Source organism: Sphingosinicella sp. CPCC 101087, from assembly GCF_004151485.1.
Taxonomy (GTDB): Bacteria; Pseudomonadota; Alphaproteobacteria; order Sphingomonadales; family Sphingomonadaceae; genus Allosphingosinicella.
This window is the reverse complement of the sequence record NZ_SBFF01000019.1, coordinates 1-14,731: the sequence shown is the minus strand read 5'-3', so window position 1 is coordinate 14,731 and position 14,731 is coordinate 1. Positions and strand designations below refer to the sequence as shown.

Below are 14,731 nucleotides of genomic sequence, written 5' to 3'. Positions count from 1 at the left end.
GCAGGATGTCCAGCCTCGAATCCGCCTGCGAGCAAAGTTCGATTCAAATTGACGGGCTGCAGGACGCACGCCGTCGATTTCCCACGCTCGAACGGCTCGCTTACATCAATAGCGGCTCCTACGGCCTGTTGGGCGACACGGTCCGAGCTTCGCTTGAAGAGTATATGGATCATCGGGTGAAGGTCGGGGCTGATTGGGACCTCTGGGTGGATCGGGCGGGGAGGGTGCGCGACAAGGTTGCCCGGTTGCTTGGGGCCCAAAGAGACGAAATCGCGGTAACGGCCTCGGCCTCAGCGGGAATCAACGCGCTTGCGTCGGCGCTCGATTTTTCCGGTGGGCGCGACAGGATTCTCGTAAGCAATTACGAATTCCCGACCAGCGGTCAGATCTGGCATGCGCAGGCGCGTCGCGGAGCCGTCGTCGAGCACGTGGCGGAAGACGAGTCGGGACTGATCCCACCTGAGCATTTTGCCGATAGGATCGACGAGCGCACGCGAATCGTCGTCCTTTCCCACGTCTGCTATCGGCATGGGGGCAAATTTTCGAACGGGAGCATCCGGTCCATCGTCGAAGTGGCGCATGACCATGGGGCGTATGTGATCCTTGACTGCTTCCAGTCCGCCGGAGCCGAGGTGATCGACGTGAAGGAGCTCGGCGTGGACTTCGCGGTCGGCGGGATGTTCAAGTATCTGTTGGGGACGGCGGGAATCGGCTTTCTGTACGTCCGCCGCGAGTTGATCCCCGATCTCGTCCCAACCGCGTCCGGTTGGTTCGCGCAGGACGACATCGGCGCCATGAACATCTTCGCGAACGATCCGAGCCATACCGCCAGCCGCTTCGAAGCCGGCACGCCGCCGGTTCCGAGCTGCTACGCGGCCGATGCCGGCCTTGGCATCATCCTGGAATATGGCATCGAGGCCATTGCGGCACGGATAAGCGCCCTCACGCGCTACGCGCTCGATCGCTTCATTGCGGAAGGCTTTCCCGTCGCGACGCCGGTGGAGGACAGCTCACGCGGTCCGATGCTGACTCTCGAGGCGCGTGATGCCGTGGCGCTCGTCACCAGGCTGATCGAGCGGAACGTGGTCACCTCGTACCGCGATGGCAACGTCAGGGCCGGCTTTCACCTGTACAACGACAGGAGCGACGTGGATCGGCTGATCGAGGCCCTGCGGGCGAACCGGGAACTGCTCGCTTAGAGCCCGAAGGCCCTAATAATTTAGGCTCGGATTATCTCCGGGATAGATGATTCCCGCGACGTCCATTCCGTCGGTATCGGTGCATTCCAGCGAATGGGCGTGCTTGCGAGGCAGAAAGATCACATCGCCGGCTCTCACGTCGGCGCGGCTCTCCTCGTTCCAGAGGATGCCTCGGCCGGAGAGCACCATCAGCGCCTCCTCGTAGAGGTGGCGATGCATCTCGGCGCGCGAGGGAGGGATGTGGCCGATGAACTGAGCGGCGCCTCGGAGGCCCACGGCGCTGTCCACCAGCATCTGAAAATAGCGCGGCCCCATTTCGGAGCGGATCGCTTCGTCGACGCCTCTCACCCGGTCCGGAAAGCGGTCGTCGAAATCTGCCGCGGAGGAAAGGGCGGGCGTGAGCGACTCGGCCGCCGGTAGGGTCGAAACGAACAGTCTGGAACAGGTCTGACTCGCGGCCCGGAACCACTCGCCGGGACGCACGTGCAGCCCGTCCCGCTCGCGAACCTCGAACGTGCGTCCCGAAATCTCGATGGTCGCAGAGCCCCGCGCCACGAACAGGATCACGTCCGCCGATCCGGCGCCGAAGGACGGTGTGGTGCCTGACCCAGCCTCGAGCTCGAACAGTGACTGATGCTCGGCGCCGAGCGAGCGGCCGATGAGCTTGCGGATCCGGAACGGTGCTCCGCGACTGTCCGCCGTCGGTGCGGGACTCACGACGTAGCAGCGGCCATCGAGCCTGGCGATCCCGCGATCGTCCGCTTGCGCCCTCCGAAGTCCGTTCCGCACGTCCTCGCTTCGCGCGTCGGCACGGTAGCCGCCGGGCAGGTTGTTGTGCGTGCCGTCGCAGAAGGGCGGTGTTCCCGTGCGCTTGCACCCGCAAAGCAGCACTTCCTCCCAGGCCTCCTGCGGGCGGTAAATGAGCGGCTCGAAACCCGTACCCTGGTGCGAGCGTCCGTCGCAGAAGGGCTGTCGCTGCGACCGGCCGCAGCGGCACCAGGCGATCGGCCGTCCGCGCCTGAGCTCGCAATAATAGGGCCTCGGGCTGGCCGTCACGCCCGCTCGGGAGCCATCGTCCGTCACGGATGTTCCCGCGAATTGGCGGCCAGCGAATCCTTGAGTTCCGCAAGCAGCTCGTAGAGCTTGTTGCTGTGATCGGCCGACATCCCGGCGAACATGCCGGCGACCCAATGATGATGCTCGGCCGCAACCTCCTTGAAATGCTTCCGTCCGGAACGCGTGATCCTCACCAGCCAGGAGCGGCGATCTTGTGGATCGCGTTCCATCTGCAGATAGCCCTGGCGTTCCAGCTGCCTGACGAGCGCTGTCAGATTGCCGCCGGACACCAGAAGCGCCTTCGAGAGCTCGCCCATCGTCATGCCGGCAGCACGGCGGTCCAGTGCGGCGAGCACGTCGAATCGGGGTAAAGTGGTACTGAACTCGTCCGCGAGACGGCGTCGCAGACGCTTCTCGATCGTGAGGGAGCAGGTGAGCAGCCGCAGCCACAAGCGCACCGCCGCCGGTTCGGAGACGGCATCATAATGTTTTTCGGCAAGCACGTAAGATTCCGATCGTAACTCGTCCATCTTCACTCCCCTGAGCGAAACTCTTCGCCAGTTAATTTGCCACTTAAAGGGAAAGACACCCTTAGCAACTGGTGCGCAAGCCGGCCTGTCGCCCAGAGCGCATAGAAACTTCAAGCTTCAAGAATCTTCTTGCGCCCTATCTCATATAGTATATACTTAAACCATCTTGAGCGCCGCTTTGCCGGGCGCTCTCCGACGGCTGGGAGGGCATGTCCACATGATCCTCGTTACGCGAGACCGGCGGCTCCAGGATTATGGGGCAGGAGCGGGCGCGGGCGCCGGCCGGATCGCCATCCCTCGGCCACTGCAGTTCGCTGCGCCCGAACCGCCATGCAGGGCCAATCGAAAAACCAGAACAGCACATTGGGCAGGGAAACAAGCCATGCGCGTACGCGCGCCTCAAGGGGATAGACATGACGAACGCGAAGAAGCTGCGCACGCATCTGCTGGCGGGGGTCGCCTCGACGTTGGTGCTGGTCGTAACGGTGACGCCGGTCTACGCTCAGGTGGCGCCGCCCGAAGGAGAGCAGGCGCCGGCTTCGCTCGATGATGAAGCCCGGACCGACCCTGTCGGCGCGGACGGCAGCGAGCCGCAGGCCGGAGACGCGATCGTCGTCACCGGATCGAGGATCGCCTCCCAGGCGCTGACGGCGCCCAATCCGATATCCCAGATTTCGTCCGAGGAATTCAGCCTCACGAGTTCGGCGACGGCTGAGAATCTGCTCAACACCCTTCCGCAGGTCGTGCCGGGCGAGTCCGGCTTCACCAACAACGAGAGCAGCGGGGTCGCGACCGTGAATCTGCGCGGCCTGGGCGAGCAGCGCAACCTGATCCTGGTGAACGGGCGCCGCTACATCTTCTTCGATGCGCGGCAGGTGACGGACCTGAACACCATCCCGACGGCCCTCGTCGACCGGGTCGAACTGATCACCGGCGGATCTTCGGCGGTCTACGGATCAGACGCCGTCAGCGGCGTGGTCAACTTCATCCTCAAGGACGATTTCGAAGGCGTCGAAGCCACCGCCCAATATGACATCACCGCGCGGGGCGACGCGGCAAAGGCGAACCTCGATCTCATCGTCGGGAGCAATTTCGCGGAGGGCCGCGGCAACGCCACCTTCTATGTGAATTATTTCGAACGGAAGCCCACGCTGGCCGGCGCCCGGGAGCAGTCGGAATGCTTCCTCGAAGACACGATCATCAACGGCGAGCCCGCGCTCGCTTGCGGCGGCAGCGCCGGAATTCCGAACGGACGCTTCGCCGGCCTTCCGCTCGGTGCTGCGCTGGCGGCCCGTCCCCAGGTGCAGGCCGCGCTCGGCGCGTTGGGCCTCACGGGGATCGACGCCAATGGGTTCAAGTTCGACGCGACGGGAACGCAGGTCAGCCGTTTCGTCGTGCCGGGCGACCGCTACAACTTCAACCCCGAAAACTATCTGCAGCTTCCGCAGGAGCGGCGGATCTTCGGCGGAATGGCCAATTACGAGATCTCGCCCGGCGCCGAACTCTATGTCGAAGGGGTCTTCACGAACAACGTCGTCCAGACCAAGCGGGCGGCGACGCCGATCAGCGGCAGCTATCGCTTTCAGGTGAACAGCCCCTTCCTTCCGGCAGGGGTGCAGAACCTGCTTCGCGCGCTCGACGAGACCGAAGCGGACGCGGCCACCCAAGGCGATGGATTCACCAACCTCAGCATTGGACGGCGCATCTCCGAGGGCGGCACTCGCGACGTGACGTTCGAGCGCGATGCCTGGCGCATCGTGACCGGTCTTCGCGGGGATATCGGATCCGTCAGCGAGAGTTTCCTGACCGACCTCAAATATGACGCTTATTATTCGTTCGCGAAGACCAGCAACAACACCCAGTCCGAAGGCAATATCCTCTCGGCGGCGTTCACGCAGGGCGTGACCACGGTCTTCCGCAATCCGGCGACCGGGGAGACCAGCCCGTTCCCGTTCGCGGGCGTTTCCGGCGGCGGGGAGCTGGTGTGCGAGAACCAGGCCAATGGCTGCGTGCCGCTGAACATCTTCGGCCCCAATATCTCCCAGGAGGGGCTGGATTTCATCACGACGCGCTCGAGCAGCAGCGAAGACGCGGAGATGCAGGTCGCCACCGCCTATGTGTCGGGCAACCTCATGCAGCTGCCCGCGGGACCGGTGGGCTTCGCCGCCGGTGTCGAATGGCGTGACGTCTATGCCCTTTTCGTTCCGTCACAGGGCGGCTTCGGCGACGTCGGCGAGATTTCCGGAGGCGAGTATAACGTCAAGGAAGTCTTCGGCGAGGTCCGCGTGCCGGTGTTCGACGGCTTCGAGCTGAACGGCGCCTTCCGCTACTCCGATTATTCTCTCCCGAATGTGAACGGCGTGTGGACCTATGGCGGCGGCGCTACCTGGCAGATCATTCCGCAAGTCATGATTCGCGGCCAATACCAGCGCGCGGTGCGGGCCCCGAGCGTCGACGAGCTCTATCGCTCCGAGAGCACGGTCTCCGAGGCTGCGACGGATCCGTGCGCACTCGCCTCGGCGGCGAACCCCGGCCCGATCCGGGACCTTTGCATCGCGACCGGCGTTCCGGCGGACGCCGTCGGCAACACCGGAATCCAGCCGAGCTTCCAGATGACCGGCATCGTCGGCGGCAATCCGGACCTCGAGGAGGAGACGACCGATACCTTCACGCTGGGCGCCGTAATCCGACCGACGCGGGGTCTCGCCGTCACCGTCGACTATTACAATATCGACATCAAGGACGCCATTTTTCGCGCACCACTCAACGTGGTGCTCGACCTCTGCTACAACCAGTTCCAGGACATCGACAGCTTCTACTGCCAGTCGATCGAACGCCTCCCCGACGGCACGATCGGCAGCCCGGGCGGTATCAGCGCCCCCTTCGCCAACATCGGATCGATCAAGACCGACGGCATCGACGTCGGCGTCGCTTATTCGATGGACGTGAGCTCGCTGTTCGGCGCCGAGAGCAGCCTCACCCTGGCAGGCTCCCTGAACTGGCTGAACACGTTCGACCGCAACCCCGTCGTCGACGTGCCGGATCTCGTCAATCGCTGCGCCGGCGCATTCGGGCTGACCTGCGGCGAGCCGCTGCCGGAATGGAAGGGCACCGCCCGTGCGACCCTGGAGATCGAGGAGTTCACGGCGAGCCTGCGCTACCGCTATGTCGGCGAGGTGACGGACGACCGGGTGACCCGCGGTCTCCTTTCGCCGGACGACCTGGCCGTCCCGGTGATCCATCCGGAGCATTATTTCGACCTGTCGCTCGCCTGGGACATAGAGGAGCGGCTGACCGTGTTCGGCGGCGTCATCAACCTCACCGACAACAAGCAGACGCTCATCGGCAGCTCGCAAGAGCAGCTGAACACCTTCCCAAGCACCTACGATCCCCTCGGCATCCGCTTCTTCGCCGGAGCGACCGTCAGGTTCTAGTATTCGAAGTCGGCCTATCTCCCTCCCTGCTCGCAGGGAGGGGATGGGCGCGGATGCGCAAGCGGAAAGTCGAACTCCGCGGCGACCCGCCAACGCTTCGATGACGACGCGTCAAACCCGTATCCAGCCTATCGCGGTACCACGTCGAACGCGATCGTCGTCCTCGGGCTGTCGGCCGCGAAGGGAATGGTGCCGTGATACAAATAGGAGGGGAAGAGGATCAGCTTCCCCACCTCGGGCTTCAGGGTTCGCGCGATAGTTTCCCGCTCGCCGAGACTGAACCCGGTCTCCCCGAACTTTATCCAGCCCTCCTTTCGGGCTTCGTCCGCGGTGCAGCCGGGCAGGCCGACATAGTAGCAGGAGCTGATCCACCCTTTCGAATGGACGTGGTTCAGGTGAAAGCCTTCGCGCCGGAGGCGGACGGACCAGGACCCCGAGAAGCGGAATCCGTCCGTGCGCCGCTTCAGGAAGAGATGGCTCGGATCGTTCGGCAGCGCCGCGATATATTCCTCCACCGCGGCCTCGATCATCCGCCTGACCGCCGAGATTTCCGGCACGTCCCTGTCGAACAGCTCTCCCATCGTCTGCGTGCCGCCGCGGAGCGTCTGCTCGAGTGGATGCTGCCGGGTCGTGTGGAGCGACTCCAGAACCTTCTCCAGTCGCGCGTTGAACCGTTCGACGCTGCCCCAGCCCTCCGGCGGCTGGAGGATTCGCGCCGAGACGAAGCGATCATAATCGTTGAGACGCTCCGCGCGCGGATCTCCGAGGAGCCGCCAGGCGAGGCCCTGATAGGCGATGGCCTGCTGATCGAACGGCCTGGCCTCCAGCGCGGGCGCCACGGCCTCGAGCGCGTGGTCGTAGCGCCCCTGCACGATCAGGCAGCGGACGAGCTCGAGCCGGCAATCGATCCCGGCCCCCGATCCCATTCCGGCCTCGAGATGCGACAGCGCCGCCTTCTTGTCACCTTCGGCCCAGCAGGCCTGTCCGAGCCGGTGGCGGATCGAAGGGCTGTCGACGCCCCTGGCAAGAGCGTCTTCCAGGAGCCGGACAGTGTCCGCGGTCCGGCCATCCAGGTTGAGGCGGTTGGCGAGGTCCGCCAGCAGGTCGGCATCATCCGGATCGCGGCGAAGCGCCTCCGCATAGCTGCGCAGGTAATGGGTCGTGTCGCCCCGCTGCCAAAGGAGGCGGTTGAGGGAGTCATGGGCGTCTCGATAGCTCGGTTTCGCCGCGATTGCGGCCCGATATGCGGCGGCCGCTTCGTCCAGCCGGCCAAGGTCGTAATAGCAATGCCCAAGATTGTAGCGGATTTCGGCGGCGCTCGGATTGGCGGCGGCACATTCCTCCAGCATCCCGACCGCCTGCTCCGGCTTGCCGGCCAAGCGAAGCGTGACCGCCAGATTGTGCCGCGTCGGCAGGCTATTCGGGCGCAGCGACAAGGCCGTGCCGAACGCCGCAATGGCCTCGTCGAGCCGATCCGAGGCCCTCAGCGCGCGACCGAGGGCGGACCAGGCCTTGGCGTTCGTGCTATCCATGTCGGCGGCCCGGCGGAGCGCTTCGCACGCATTCTGAGCGTCCCCGGCTGCAATATAGGCGAGACCCAGATTGGTGATCGCATCCCCATAAGAGGGTTGGAGCGCCAAGGCGGCTCGATAGGCTTCTATCGCCTCGATCGGCCGCTTCAGGTCGAGCAGCGTATTGCCGAGATTGTTGAGGACGTGCGGCTGATCGGCTTTGGTTCGGAGCGATTGCCGAAACAGCTCGGCGGCCCGTTCATGGTGCTTGCGAGCACGAGCAACCAGACCGAGGAGCTGGAGCGCGTCTGGCTCGTCGGGGGCGGTCCCCAGCACTTCGTTGAGAAGGGCGCTTGCAGGCTCCAGCTGGCCGGCCCGAAGGTGCTCCATTGCCCGCGCCAGCGCGTAGTCAAAGGTCATGATCTGCCATCCATCGCCTCGGGCCTCGGATAGCCGGTTCATGCGCAAGCCCATCCATGTTCGTCGGCGGATTCCCCAGTGTGATTGAGCCTTTGTAGCTGGCCTCCGAAGCAGCCGACTGCGTGCCCGGCTGTTGCTCAGCTTCTCTCACGGCGTCGGGGCCTCGCACAAGACGCCCGAAGGCAAGCCGCTCGCCGCAGGCGACAATGTGCTCCACCCGTCCAATTCAATCTCCCTCGAGAAATGTCGAAGCTCGAGCATATGCCGCTGAAGGAATTCTACCCCGGACGTCGACTTGTCGCGATGTGCTGGTCGGCCAAGCCAGCCCAGACGATCCGAAGCGGCGTCGCATCGCTACTAAGGCGCTGTGCGTGAAGGTAAATCTTTAACAGTTTCCCTCATGCTTCCTTAGCCGACCCAGGGCCGGGTGGGACTCGGCGCCGCGGTCGTGCTTGAGGAAGTCATGCTACAGCTCCAGAACATCATTCTCGAAATGATCGCGAAGGGCGATACGCTTGCGAGCACCATCTCGCGCATGTGCCTGGAGGCTGAAAAGCTGGCGCCGGATGTCATCTGCTCGGTCCTCACCGTCGATCGCGGGGGCTTCGTCCGCCCCCTTGCCGGGCCAAGCCTTCCGCCGGACTATTCGGCAGCTCTGGACGGCGTCGAACTGGGGCCGCACGCCGGGTCGTGCGGGACGGCCGCCCATCTTCGCACCGAAGTGACGGTGACCGACATCGAGACGGATCCCAGATGGGCGGCCTTCAAGCATCTGGCTCTTCCTCTCGGGCTTCGAGCCTGCTGGTCGAGCCCGATTCTGGACGCAGAAGGCGAACCGATCGCCACCTTCGCTTTCTATTATCGCGAATGCAGGGGTCCGACGGAGCTCGAGAAAGAAATCGTCCGACACTGCGTCCATCTGTGCGTGATCGCCCTGGACCGCCATCAGCGCGTTATCGAACATGAGCGGCGCGCCTTCGCAGATGCACTGACCGGGCTTTCCAACAGGGCTGCGTTCAACGCGGCCCTGTCGGAGCTGGACTGCGAGGTTCCAGGAGACTGGGCGTTGCTGGTCCTCGATCTGGACAACCTCAAGGTGGTCAACGACACGTTCGGCCACCAGGCGGGCGATTGCCTTCTGAGGGTCGCCGGAGAGCGGATCGCGGCCGAGATCGCGCCCGACCGGGCGTTTCGGATCGGCGGTGATGAATTCGCCATGATCCTGCAGTCACCGGAGATGTCGAGCGATCTCGAACGGGCGGCGGAGCGGATCCTGGCCGCCCTCGCAGAGCCTGCAAATTGCGCCGGGCATATCGTGGTTCCACGCGCAACCGTCGGCGGCGCGGTCCTCTCGGCTGGAGACCGGGTGGCGGAGCGAGTCCGGCAGAATGCCGATTTCGCCTTGTACCACGCCAAGGAAACCGGGCGCGGCGGATTCGTGCGCTACTGGCCGGGGCTCGGGACCAACATCACCCGCCGCCTGCGCGACATTCGCGAAGTGGACGCAGCGCTCCGCGAGGATCGGATCGACGCCTACTACCAACCGGTGGTTCGGTTGGACACCCGCGAGATCGTGGGGCTCGAGGCGCTCTGCAGGATGCGACTGGGCGACCAGATCGTGTGTGCCGCCCAATTCCAGGAAGCGACCAAGGACGTTCATGTCGCGACAGCCATGACGGCCCGCATGATGGAGCTCGTCGCCGCCGACGTTCGGACCTGGCTCGATCTGGGCATTCCGTTCGAGCATGTCGGCATCAACGTCTCGTCGGCGGACATGCACGGCGGTTCGCTCGACCGCGTTCTTACGGAAGCGTTCGAGCGGGAGAACGTGCCATTGAAGCACGTCATCCTCGAAGTCACCGAAACCGTCTATATGGGCGATGGAGACCGCCTCGTGCAAAAAGCGGTCGAAGCCCTGCGCGCCAAGGGCCTCCGGGTCGCGCTGGACGATTTCGGAACGGGCTATGCCTCGCTGACGCACCTGCTGACCGTGCCCGTCGACATCATTAAGATAGACAAGAGATTTGTCGACCGTCTCGCGCCCGGCGATGCCAGCCTGGCCATCGTCGAGGGGCTCATCCAGATAGCGACGAAGCTCGACATCCGGGTGATCGCCGAAGGGATCGAAACCGAAGCTCAAGCCGAGCAGCTACAGGCGGCCGGCTGCATCCTTGGCCAAGGTTACCTGTTCTCCCGCGCTGTCGATCGACAAGCGACGACGGCGCGGCTCATCGGCCGATCACAGCGCTCGAGGGAAGCCGACAGGTTCGTGCCTGCGGCACGTAAGCTGGCGGCGCGCCGCTCGTCCTAGCGAGATGGAGCGGCGGAAGCCCGGCGGGAGCGCCGATCCGCGATCGCGGCGCCCGCAAGAGCTGACGCTTGCCGCTGTTATGGATAGAAGATGCTCGCTCTTCCCGACGATCTGGCCCAACCGACAATGGGGGCTGTAAGCTGCCAGGGCTTTCGCCGCGGGATGGTCTTCAAAGATGCGCAGCCGTTACGATGTGATCATTCTTGGCGCCGGTGCGGCTGGCTTGATGTGCGCGGCGCAGGCGGGGCAGCGGGGCCGGCGGGCGCTGGTGGTCGATCGCGCCGACAAACCCGGCAAGAAGATCCTGATCTCGGGCGGCGGCCGATGCAATTTCACGAACATCCACACCGCTCCCGACCGGTTCCTTTCCGCCAACCCGCACTTCGCCAAGTCGGTGCTCAGTCGGTACACTCCACAGGATTTCCTGGCGTTGGTCGAAAGCTACGGCATCGCCTGGCATGAAAAGACCCTGGGGCAGCTCTTCTGCAATGGATCCGCCCGCCAGATCGTCGACATGCTGCTCGCAGAGTGCGCAAAGGCCGGTGTCGACCTCTCCTGCGGCGAGAGCATCGCGAGGATCGAACATGGCGATGGACGATTCACCGTCACGACCGATCGGCAGGCGGCGGACGCCCCTTCACTGGTGATTGCCACTGGCGGCCCTTCCATTCCGAAGATGGGCGCAACCGGATACGCCTACGATCTTGCACGCCAGTTCGGCCTCAAGATCGTCGAGCCTCGTCCGGCGCTGGTGCCGCTGACCTTGAGCGGTGCAGACGCCCTTTTCCGGGACCTTTCCGGCGTTGCGACGGAAGTGATCGCGCGTTGCGGCGGCGCGTCGTTTCGGGAGGCGGCCTTGTTCACTCATCGCGGGCTGTCCGGCCCGGCCATTCTTCAAGTGTCCTCCTATTGGCGCCGAGGCAGCCCCATAGCGATCGACTTCTTGCCGCACGAGGACACCGGATGGTTGCTGAGCGCGAAGCAGCAGAGTCCACGCGCTACCCTGCGCAGCCTGTTGCGTTCCGCGCTTCCCCATCGGCTGGCCGATGCCCTGAACGACCGGCTCGCCCTGGATGGTCCCCTCACCAATGTGAAGGATGCGGCTTTGCGAGCTGCCGAGACCCGGCTCAGGGACTGGCGTTTCCAGCCGAATGGCACCGAAGGCTTCGCCAAGGCCGAAGTGACGGTGGGTGGAGTCAGTACCGCCGACTTGTCGTCTAAGACCATGGAGGCCAAGCGGGTCCCTGGGCTCTACGTGATAGGCGAAGCCGTCGATGTGACCGGATGGCTGGGCGGATACAATTTTCAATGGGCCTGGGCCAGCGGGTGGGCGGCCGGCCAAGCGGTTTGATGCAGCCTCACGCGTTGACGGTCCTGCAAACGTGCTGTGCCCCGGCAGCCGTTCCGGCGGGGCGCGCAGCTCCTGACGGCAATTCCTACCGTGCCGACGCCTCAGCCCGCACCCGCTGACCCTCGGTCGGACCTGCGTCCGGTGCAGACTGGCTCGTAGCAGGCTCAACGGTCTGCACGACGGCCTGGCCAGGGCGTTAGTCCGATTGGTCAGGTCCTTGGAGGGCGAAGTGCCGAAGCGAGAGACGCATCGCGTGGTCGCGATCGGGTTGTTGACGCAGGGCGACCTCGACATTCTCGGGGCGGGCTTTCGGCGCGCTATCCCGCTCGAGGAGGCGAACCAGTTCGAGAGCCTGCTCGCCGCCATCAACGAAGCCGAGCGGAGGAGCGCTGCGAGATAGGGGAGGGAGGTCCGATCCGCTGGCGAAGCGGAACGCGGGGCGGGAGGCCGCTGATGAAGCGGCCCAATGGCTTAACCGGTCCACAACCGAATCATATTAGAGCGGTCGCTCCGAATGGAGCGGAGCGTTTGTGGCTATCGGCTTTCGAAGTCTGCAGTACAGGGCGCTCGCTATTGCGCTGCTGGCGACCGCGCCATGGGTCGCCATAGCCTCGCCCTTCGTCAGCTCGGGGTTCCTTGGTCTCTGCGCCATCGTCTCCGTGTCGGCAGTCCTGATGTTGCACTATGCCCTGCGTCCGGCGGCCCAGGCTGCGCGCCTGTTACGCGACGCGCGCAACGATCCGAGCGCTGATGAGGAAACCGATGGCGTCGTCCTTCTGGCGGAGACGCGTCGCCTGCTCGATCGGCTGGAGGCGCTCGATCATCGGTGGGTAAGGCGGCATGCCATCACCGGTCTCCCGATCCGCGAGAGTCTGCTCGAACGCATCGAGGCCCATGTTTCCGCGGACGCCGGCCGCGCCTTCGTCGGAGCCATTCGATTTGCCGATTACAAGCGCCTGGCTGCCTTCGACCCCCATGCAGCCGAAGTGGCGCTGAAGGTCTTCGCCGAGCGGCTGGCGCTGAGCCTGGGCAAGGAGCGGCTGCTCGCGCATGTCGATCGCGACTGCTTCGCACTGTTCTTCGAGCAGTCCACACCCGACGCGGCGCAACGCGAAATGTCGGCTCTGTGCTACGCGATGGGCGCGGAGATCGAAGCGGAAGGGCTCGCGCTCATTCCGGAGATCGAGGCAGGCGGCGCGATCTTTCCGGACGATGCCGATAGTGCCGTGGGGCTGCTGAACCACGCCCTCGTCATGTTGTCCCGTGTCGGCGAGGGATCGGAGGCTGCCTGCGCCGAGGCGAGCACGGCGGACGTCGCGCGCGAGCGCTTCGTGATCGAGCAGGGTCTGAGGCTCGCCATCCAGCGACATGAGCTCGAGCTCCATTTCCAACCCGTCATCGACCTTTCCCGCGGGTTGCTCATCGGCGCCGAGGCACTCCTCCGATGGCGGCATCCGCAGGTCGGACTCATCGCACCGGCGACGTTCGTGCCCGTCCTCGAGGACAGCGACCTCACGCGCGAAATCGGATTATGGACGCTCAATGCCGCCTGCAGCGAAGTGAAGGCGTGGAACGGGCTCGGCCTCGGCCACCTGAAGGTGGCCGTCAACTTCTCCGGCCGGCAGCTCGGCGACCTCAACCTCAAAGATGCCGTCGAGCGCACATTAAACCGTCACGGACTCGCTCCCGGCTCGCTCGAGATAGAGCTGACGGAAACCGCCTCCGCCAAGGATGCGGAGCGGGCCCGGCATCTGTTCGGGCAGCTTCGCGCGATCGGCGTGAGCATCGCCATCGACGATTTCGGAACCGGCTATTCCAGCCTCAGCTATTTGAAGAACCTGCCGTTCGACAAGCTCAAGATCGACCGAGAGTTCGTGCAGCAGGTGCATCTCCGCCGAGACAGCCGGGCCATTTGTCACAGCCTGATCGAGCTCAGCAGGGGGCTCGGCATCGCCGTACTCGCCGAAGGTGTCGAGACGATCGAAGAAGTCGAGACACTTCAGAAGCTCGGCTGCCATCTGTTTCAGGGATTCTATTTCTCCAAGCCGCTGAACGCTCAGGATTTCATTCGCTACGCCGTTCATCGTGACGGTCGTTCGGGCCGCGAGGACGCGCGCGGCCAATTGGAGATGCTCAGGCAGGGAATGAGATGATGAAGGCGATTCATGCGAAGCGACGCTCGCGGCACAGCGCGACAGCCGGGCTGCTCCTCCTGGTCGCGAGCGTCGGCCTTTCAGGCTGCGCGAGCAAAGCACCGGCGCCCGAACCGGCGCCGGCATCCGCGCCCCCGGCCAATGAAGGGGGGTGGCGTGGACGCGAGGGCGTGCAGGAAGCCATCGCGCTGCTCAATCGCGGCGAGGCGGAACGCGCGCGAGAACGCCTCATGTCCGTCCTAGAGCTGGATCCCGGTGACGGCATAGCCCGCCAGCTCATTTCGCAGATCGACGGCGATCCCCGCCAGATGCTCGGATCGGAGAGCTACAGCTACACGCTACGAGAAGGCGAGACGCTGTCGACGATCGCGCAGCGCGCCCTCGGCAATCCGATGATGTTCTACATCCTGGCGCGCTACAACAATATCGCGGTCCCGGAATCGACTTCGGCGGGACAGGTCATTCAGGTCCCCGGTCGGCGCCCCGCACCGACACCAGCGGCTCGCCAGCCGCGCCCCTCGGCGGGCCCGCAACGCCCGGCGCCCCAGCGTGCGGCTCCGCCAGCGGCCACCTCGCCCTCTCCGACCACGAACCCGGCTTTGGCTGGACGCCTGCGCACCCAGGGGCTCGCCGCACTCAATAGCGGCGCCGTCGATCGTGCCGTCGCGCTTCTGCGCCAGGCGCTTGCCGCCGATCCCGCCAACGCGGCCGTTCGCCGAGACCTCGAGCGGGCGATGCGAGTCCAGCGAACGGTGCGGTCAAGACG

General features: G+C 64.8%; 10 protein-coding genes. 7 read left to right on the top strand and 3 right to left on the bottom strand.

The window, feature by feature from the left end; translation table 11 throughout:
• The first annotated feature begins 5 nt into the window (after positions 1 to 5).
• Entirely contained in the window at positions 6 to 1,199 is a 1,194-nt protein-coding gene (locus EKM57_RS21205) for an aminotransferase class V-fold PLP-dependent enzyme (protein WP_129794538.1), read from the top strand.
• A gap of 12 nt (positions 1,200 to 1,211) precedes the next feature.
• Here the strand turns inward: EKM57_RS21205 and EKM57_RS21200 are convergent, their stop codons facing one another.
• Both EKM57_RS21200 and EKM57_RS21195 read right to left on the bottom strand, forming a co-directional pair.
• The gene (locus EKM57_RS21200; RefSeq protein ID WP_243451181.1) at positions 1,212 to 2,282 is read right to left on the bottom strand and encodes a CDGSH iron-sulfur domain-containing protein; all 1,071 of its coding nucleotides are present in this window, start codon (positions 2,280 to 2,282) and stop codon (positions 1,212 to 1,214) included.
• Positions 2,279 to 2,785, bottom strand: coding sequence for a MarR family winged helix-turn-helix transcriptional regulator (locus tag EKM57_RS21195; protein WP_129794537.1), 507 nt, complete (start codon positions 2,783 to 2,785; stop codon positions 2,279 to 2,281). The genes EKM57_RS21200 and EKM57_RS21195 overlap by 4 nt, the downstream gene beginning before the upstream one ends.
• A 413-nt stretch (positions 2,786 to 3,198) precedes the next feature.
• Between EKM57_RS21195 and EKM57_RS21190 the strand changes: the two genes are divergently transcribed.
• Positions 3,199 to 6,219 carry a TonB-dependent receptor domain-containing protein gene (locus EKM57_RS21190; protein ID WP_165357602.1) on the top strand — a complete coding sequence of 1,007 codons (3,021 nt, stop codon included), beginning with the start codon at positions 3,199 to 3,201 and terminating at the stop codon, positions 6,217 to 6,219.
• 128 nt (positions 6,220 to 6,347) lie between these two features.
• On the opposite strand, the gene EKM57_RS21185 is transcribed toward EKM57_RS21190, so the two are convergent.
• Positions 6,348 to 8,150 (bottom strand): tetratricopeptide repeat protein, encoded by a 1,803-nt coding sequence (locus tag EKM57_RS21185; RefSeq protein WP_165357601.1) that lies wholly within the window; start codon positions 8,148 to 8,150, stop codon positions 6,348 to 6,350.
• Positions 8,151 to 8,613: 463 nt separating this feature from the next.
• On the opposite strand from EKM57_RS21185, the gene EKM57_RS21180 reads away from it, so the two are divergent.
• The 5 genes from EKM57_RS21180 to EKM57_RS21165 form a co-directional block, all read left to right on the top strand.
• Complete coding sequence (locus EKM57_RS21180; RefSeq protein ID WP_129794534.1) at positions 8,614 to 10,461, top strand: EAL domain-containing protein; 1,848 nt, start codon at positions 8,614 to 8,616, stop codon at positions 10,459 to 10,461.
• 175 nt (positions 10,462 to 10,636) lie between these two features.
• Positions 10,637 to 11,812, top strand: coding sequence for an NAD(P)/FAD-dependent oxidoreductase (locus EKM57_RS21175; RefSeq protein ID WP_129794533.1), 1,176 nt, complete (start codon positions 10,637 to 10,639; stop codon positions 11,810 to 11,812).
• Positions 11,813 to 12,041: 229 nt separating this feature from the next.
• Complete coding sequence (locus EKM57_RS22065) at positions 12,042 to 12,212, top strand: hypothetical protein (RefSeq protein WP_165357600.1); 171 nt, start codon at positions 12,042 to 12,044, stop codon at positions 12,210 to 12,212.
• A 130-nt stretch (positions 12,213 to 12,342) separates the two neighbouring features.
• Positions 12,343 to 13,965 (top strand): bifunctional diguanylate cyclase/phosphodiesterase, encoded by a 1,623-nt coding sequence (locus tag EKM57_RS21170; protein WP_129794532.1) that lies wholly within the window; start codon positions 12,343 to 12,345, stop codon positions 13,963 to 13,965.
• The coding region (locus EKM57_RS21165) for a LysM domain-containing protein (RefSeq protein WP_206185534.1) at positions 13,965 to 14,731 on the top strand (767 nt) is incomplete at its 3' end. The genes EKM57_RS21170 and EKM57_RS21165, both read left to right, overlap by 1 nt.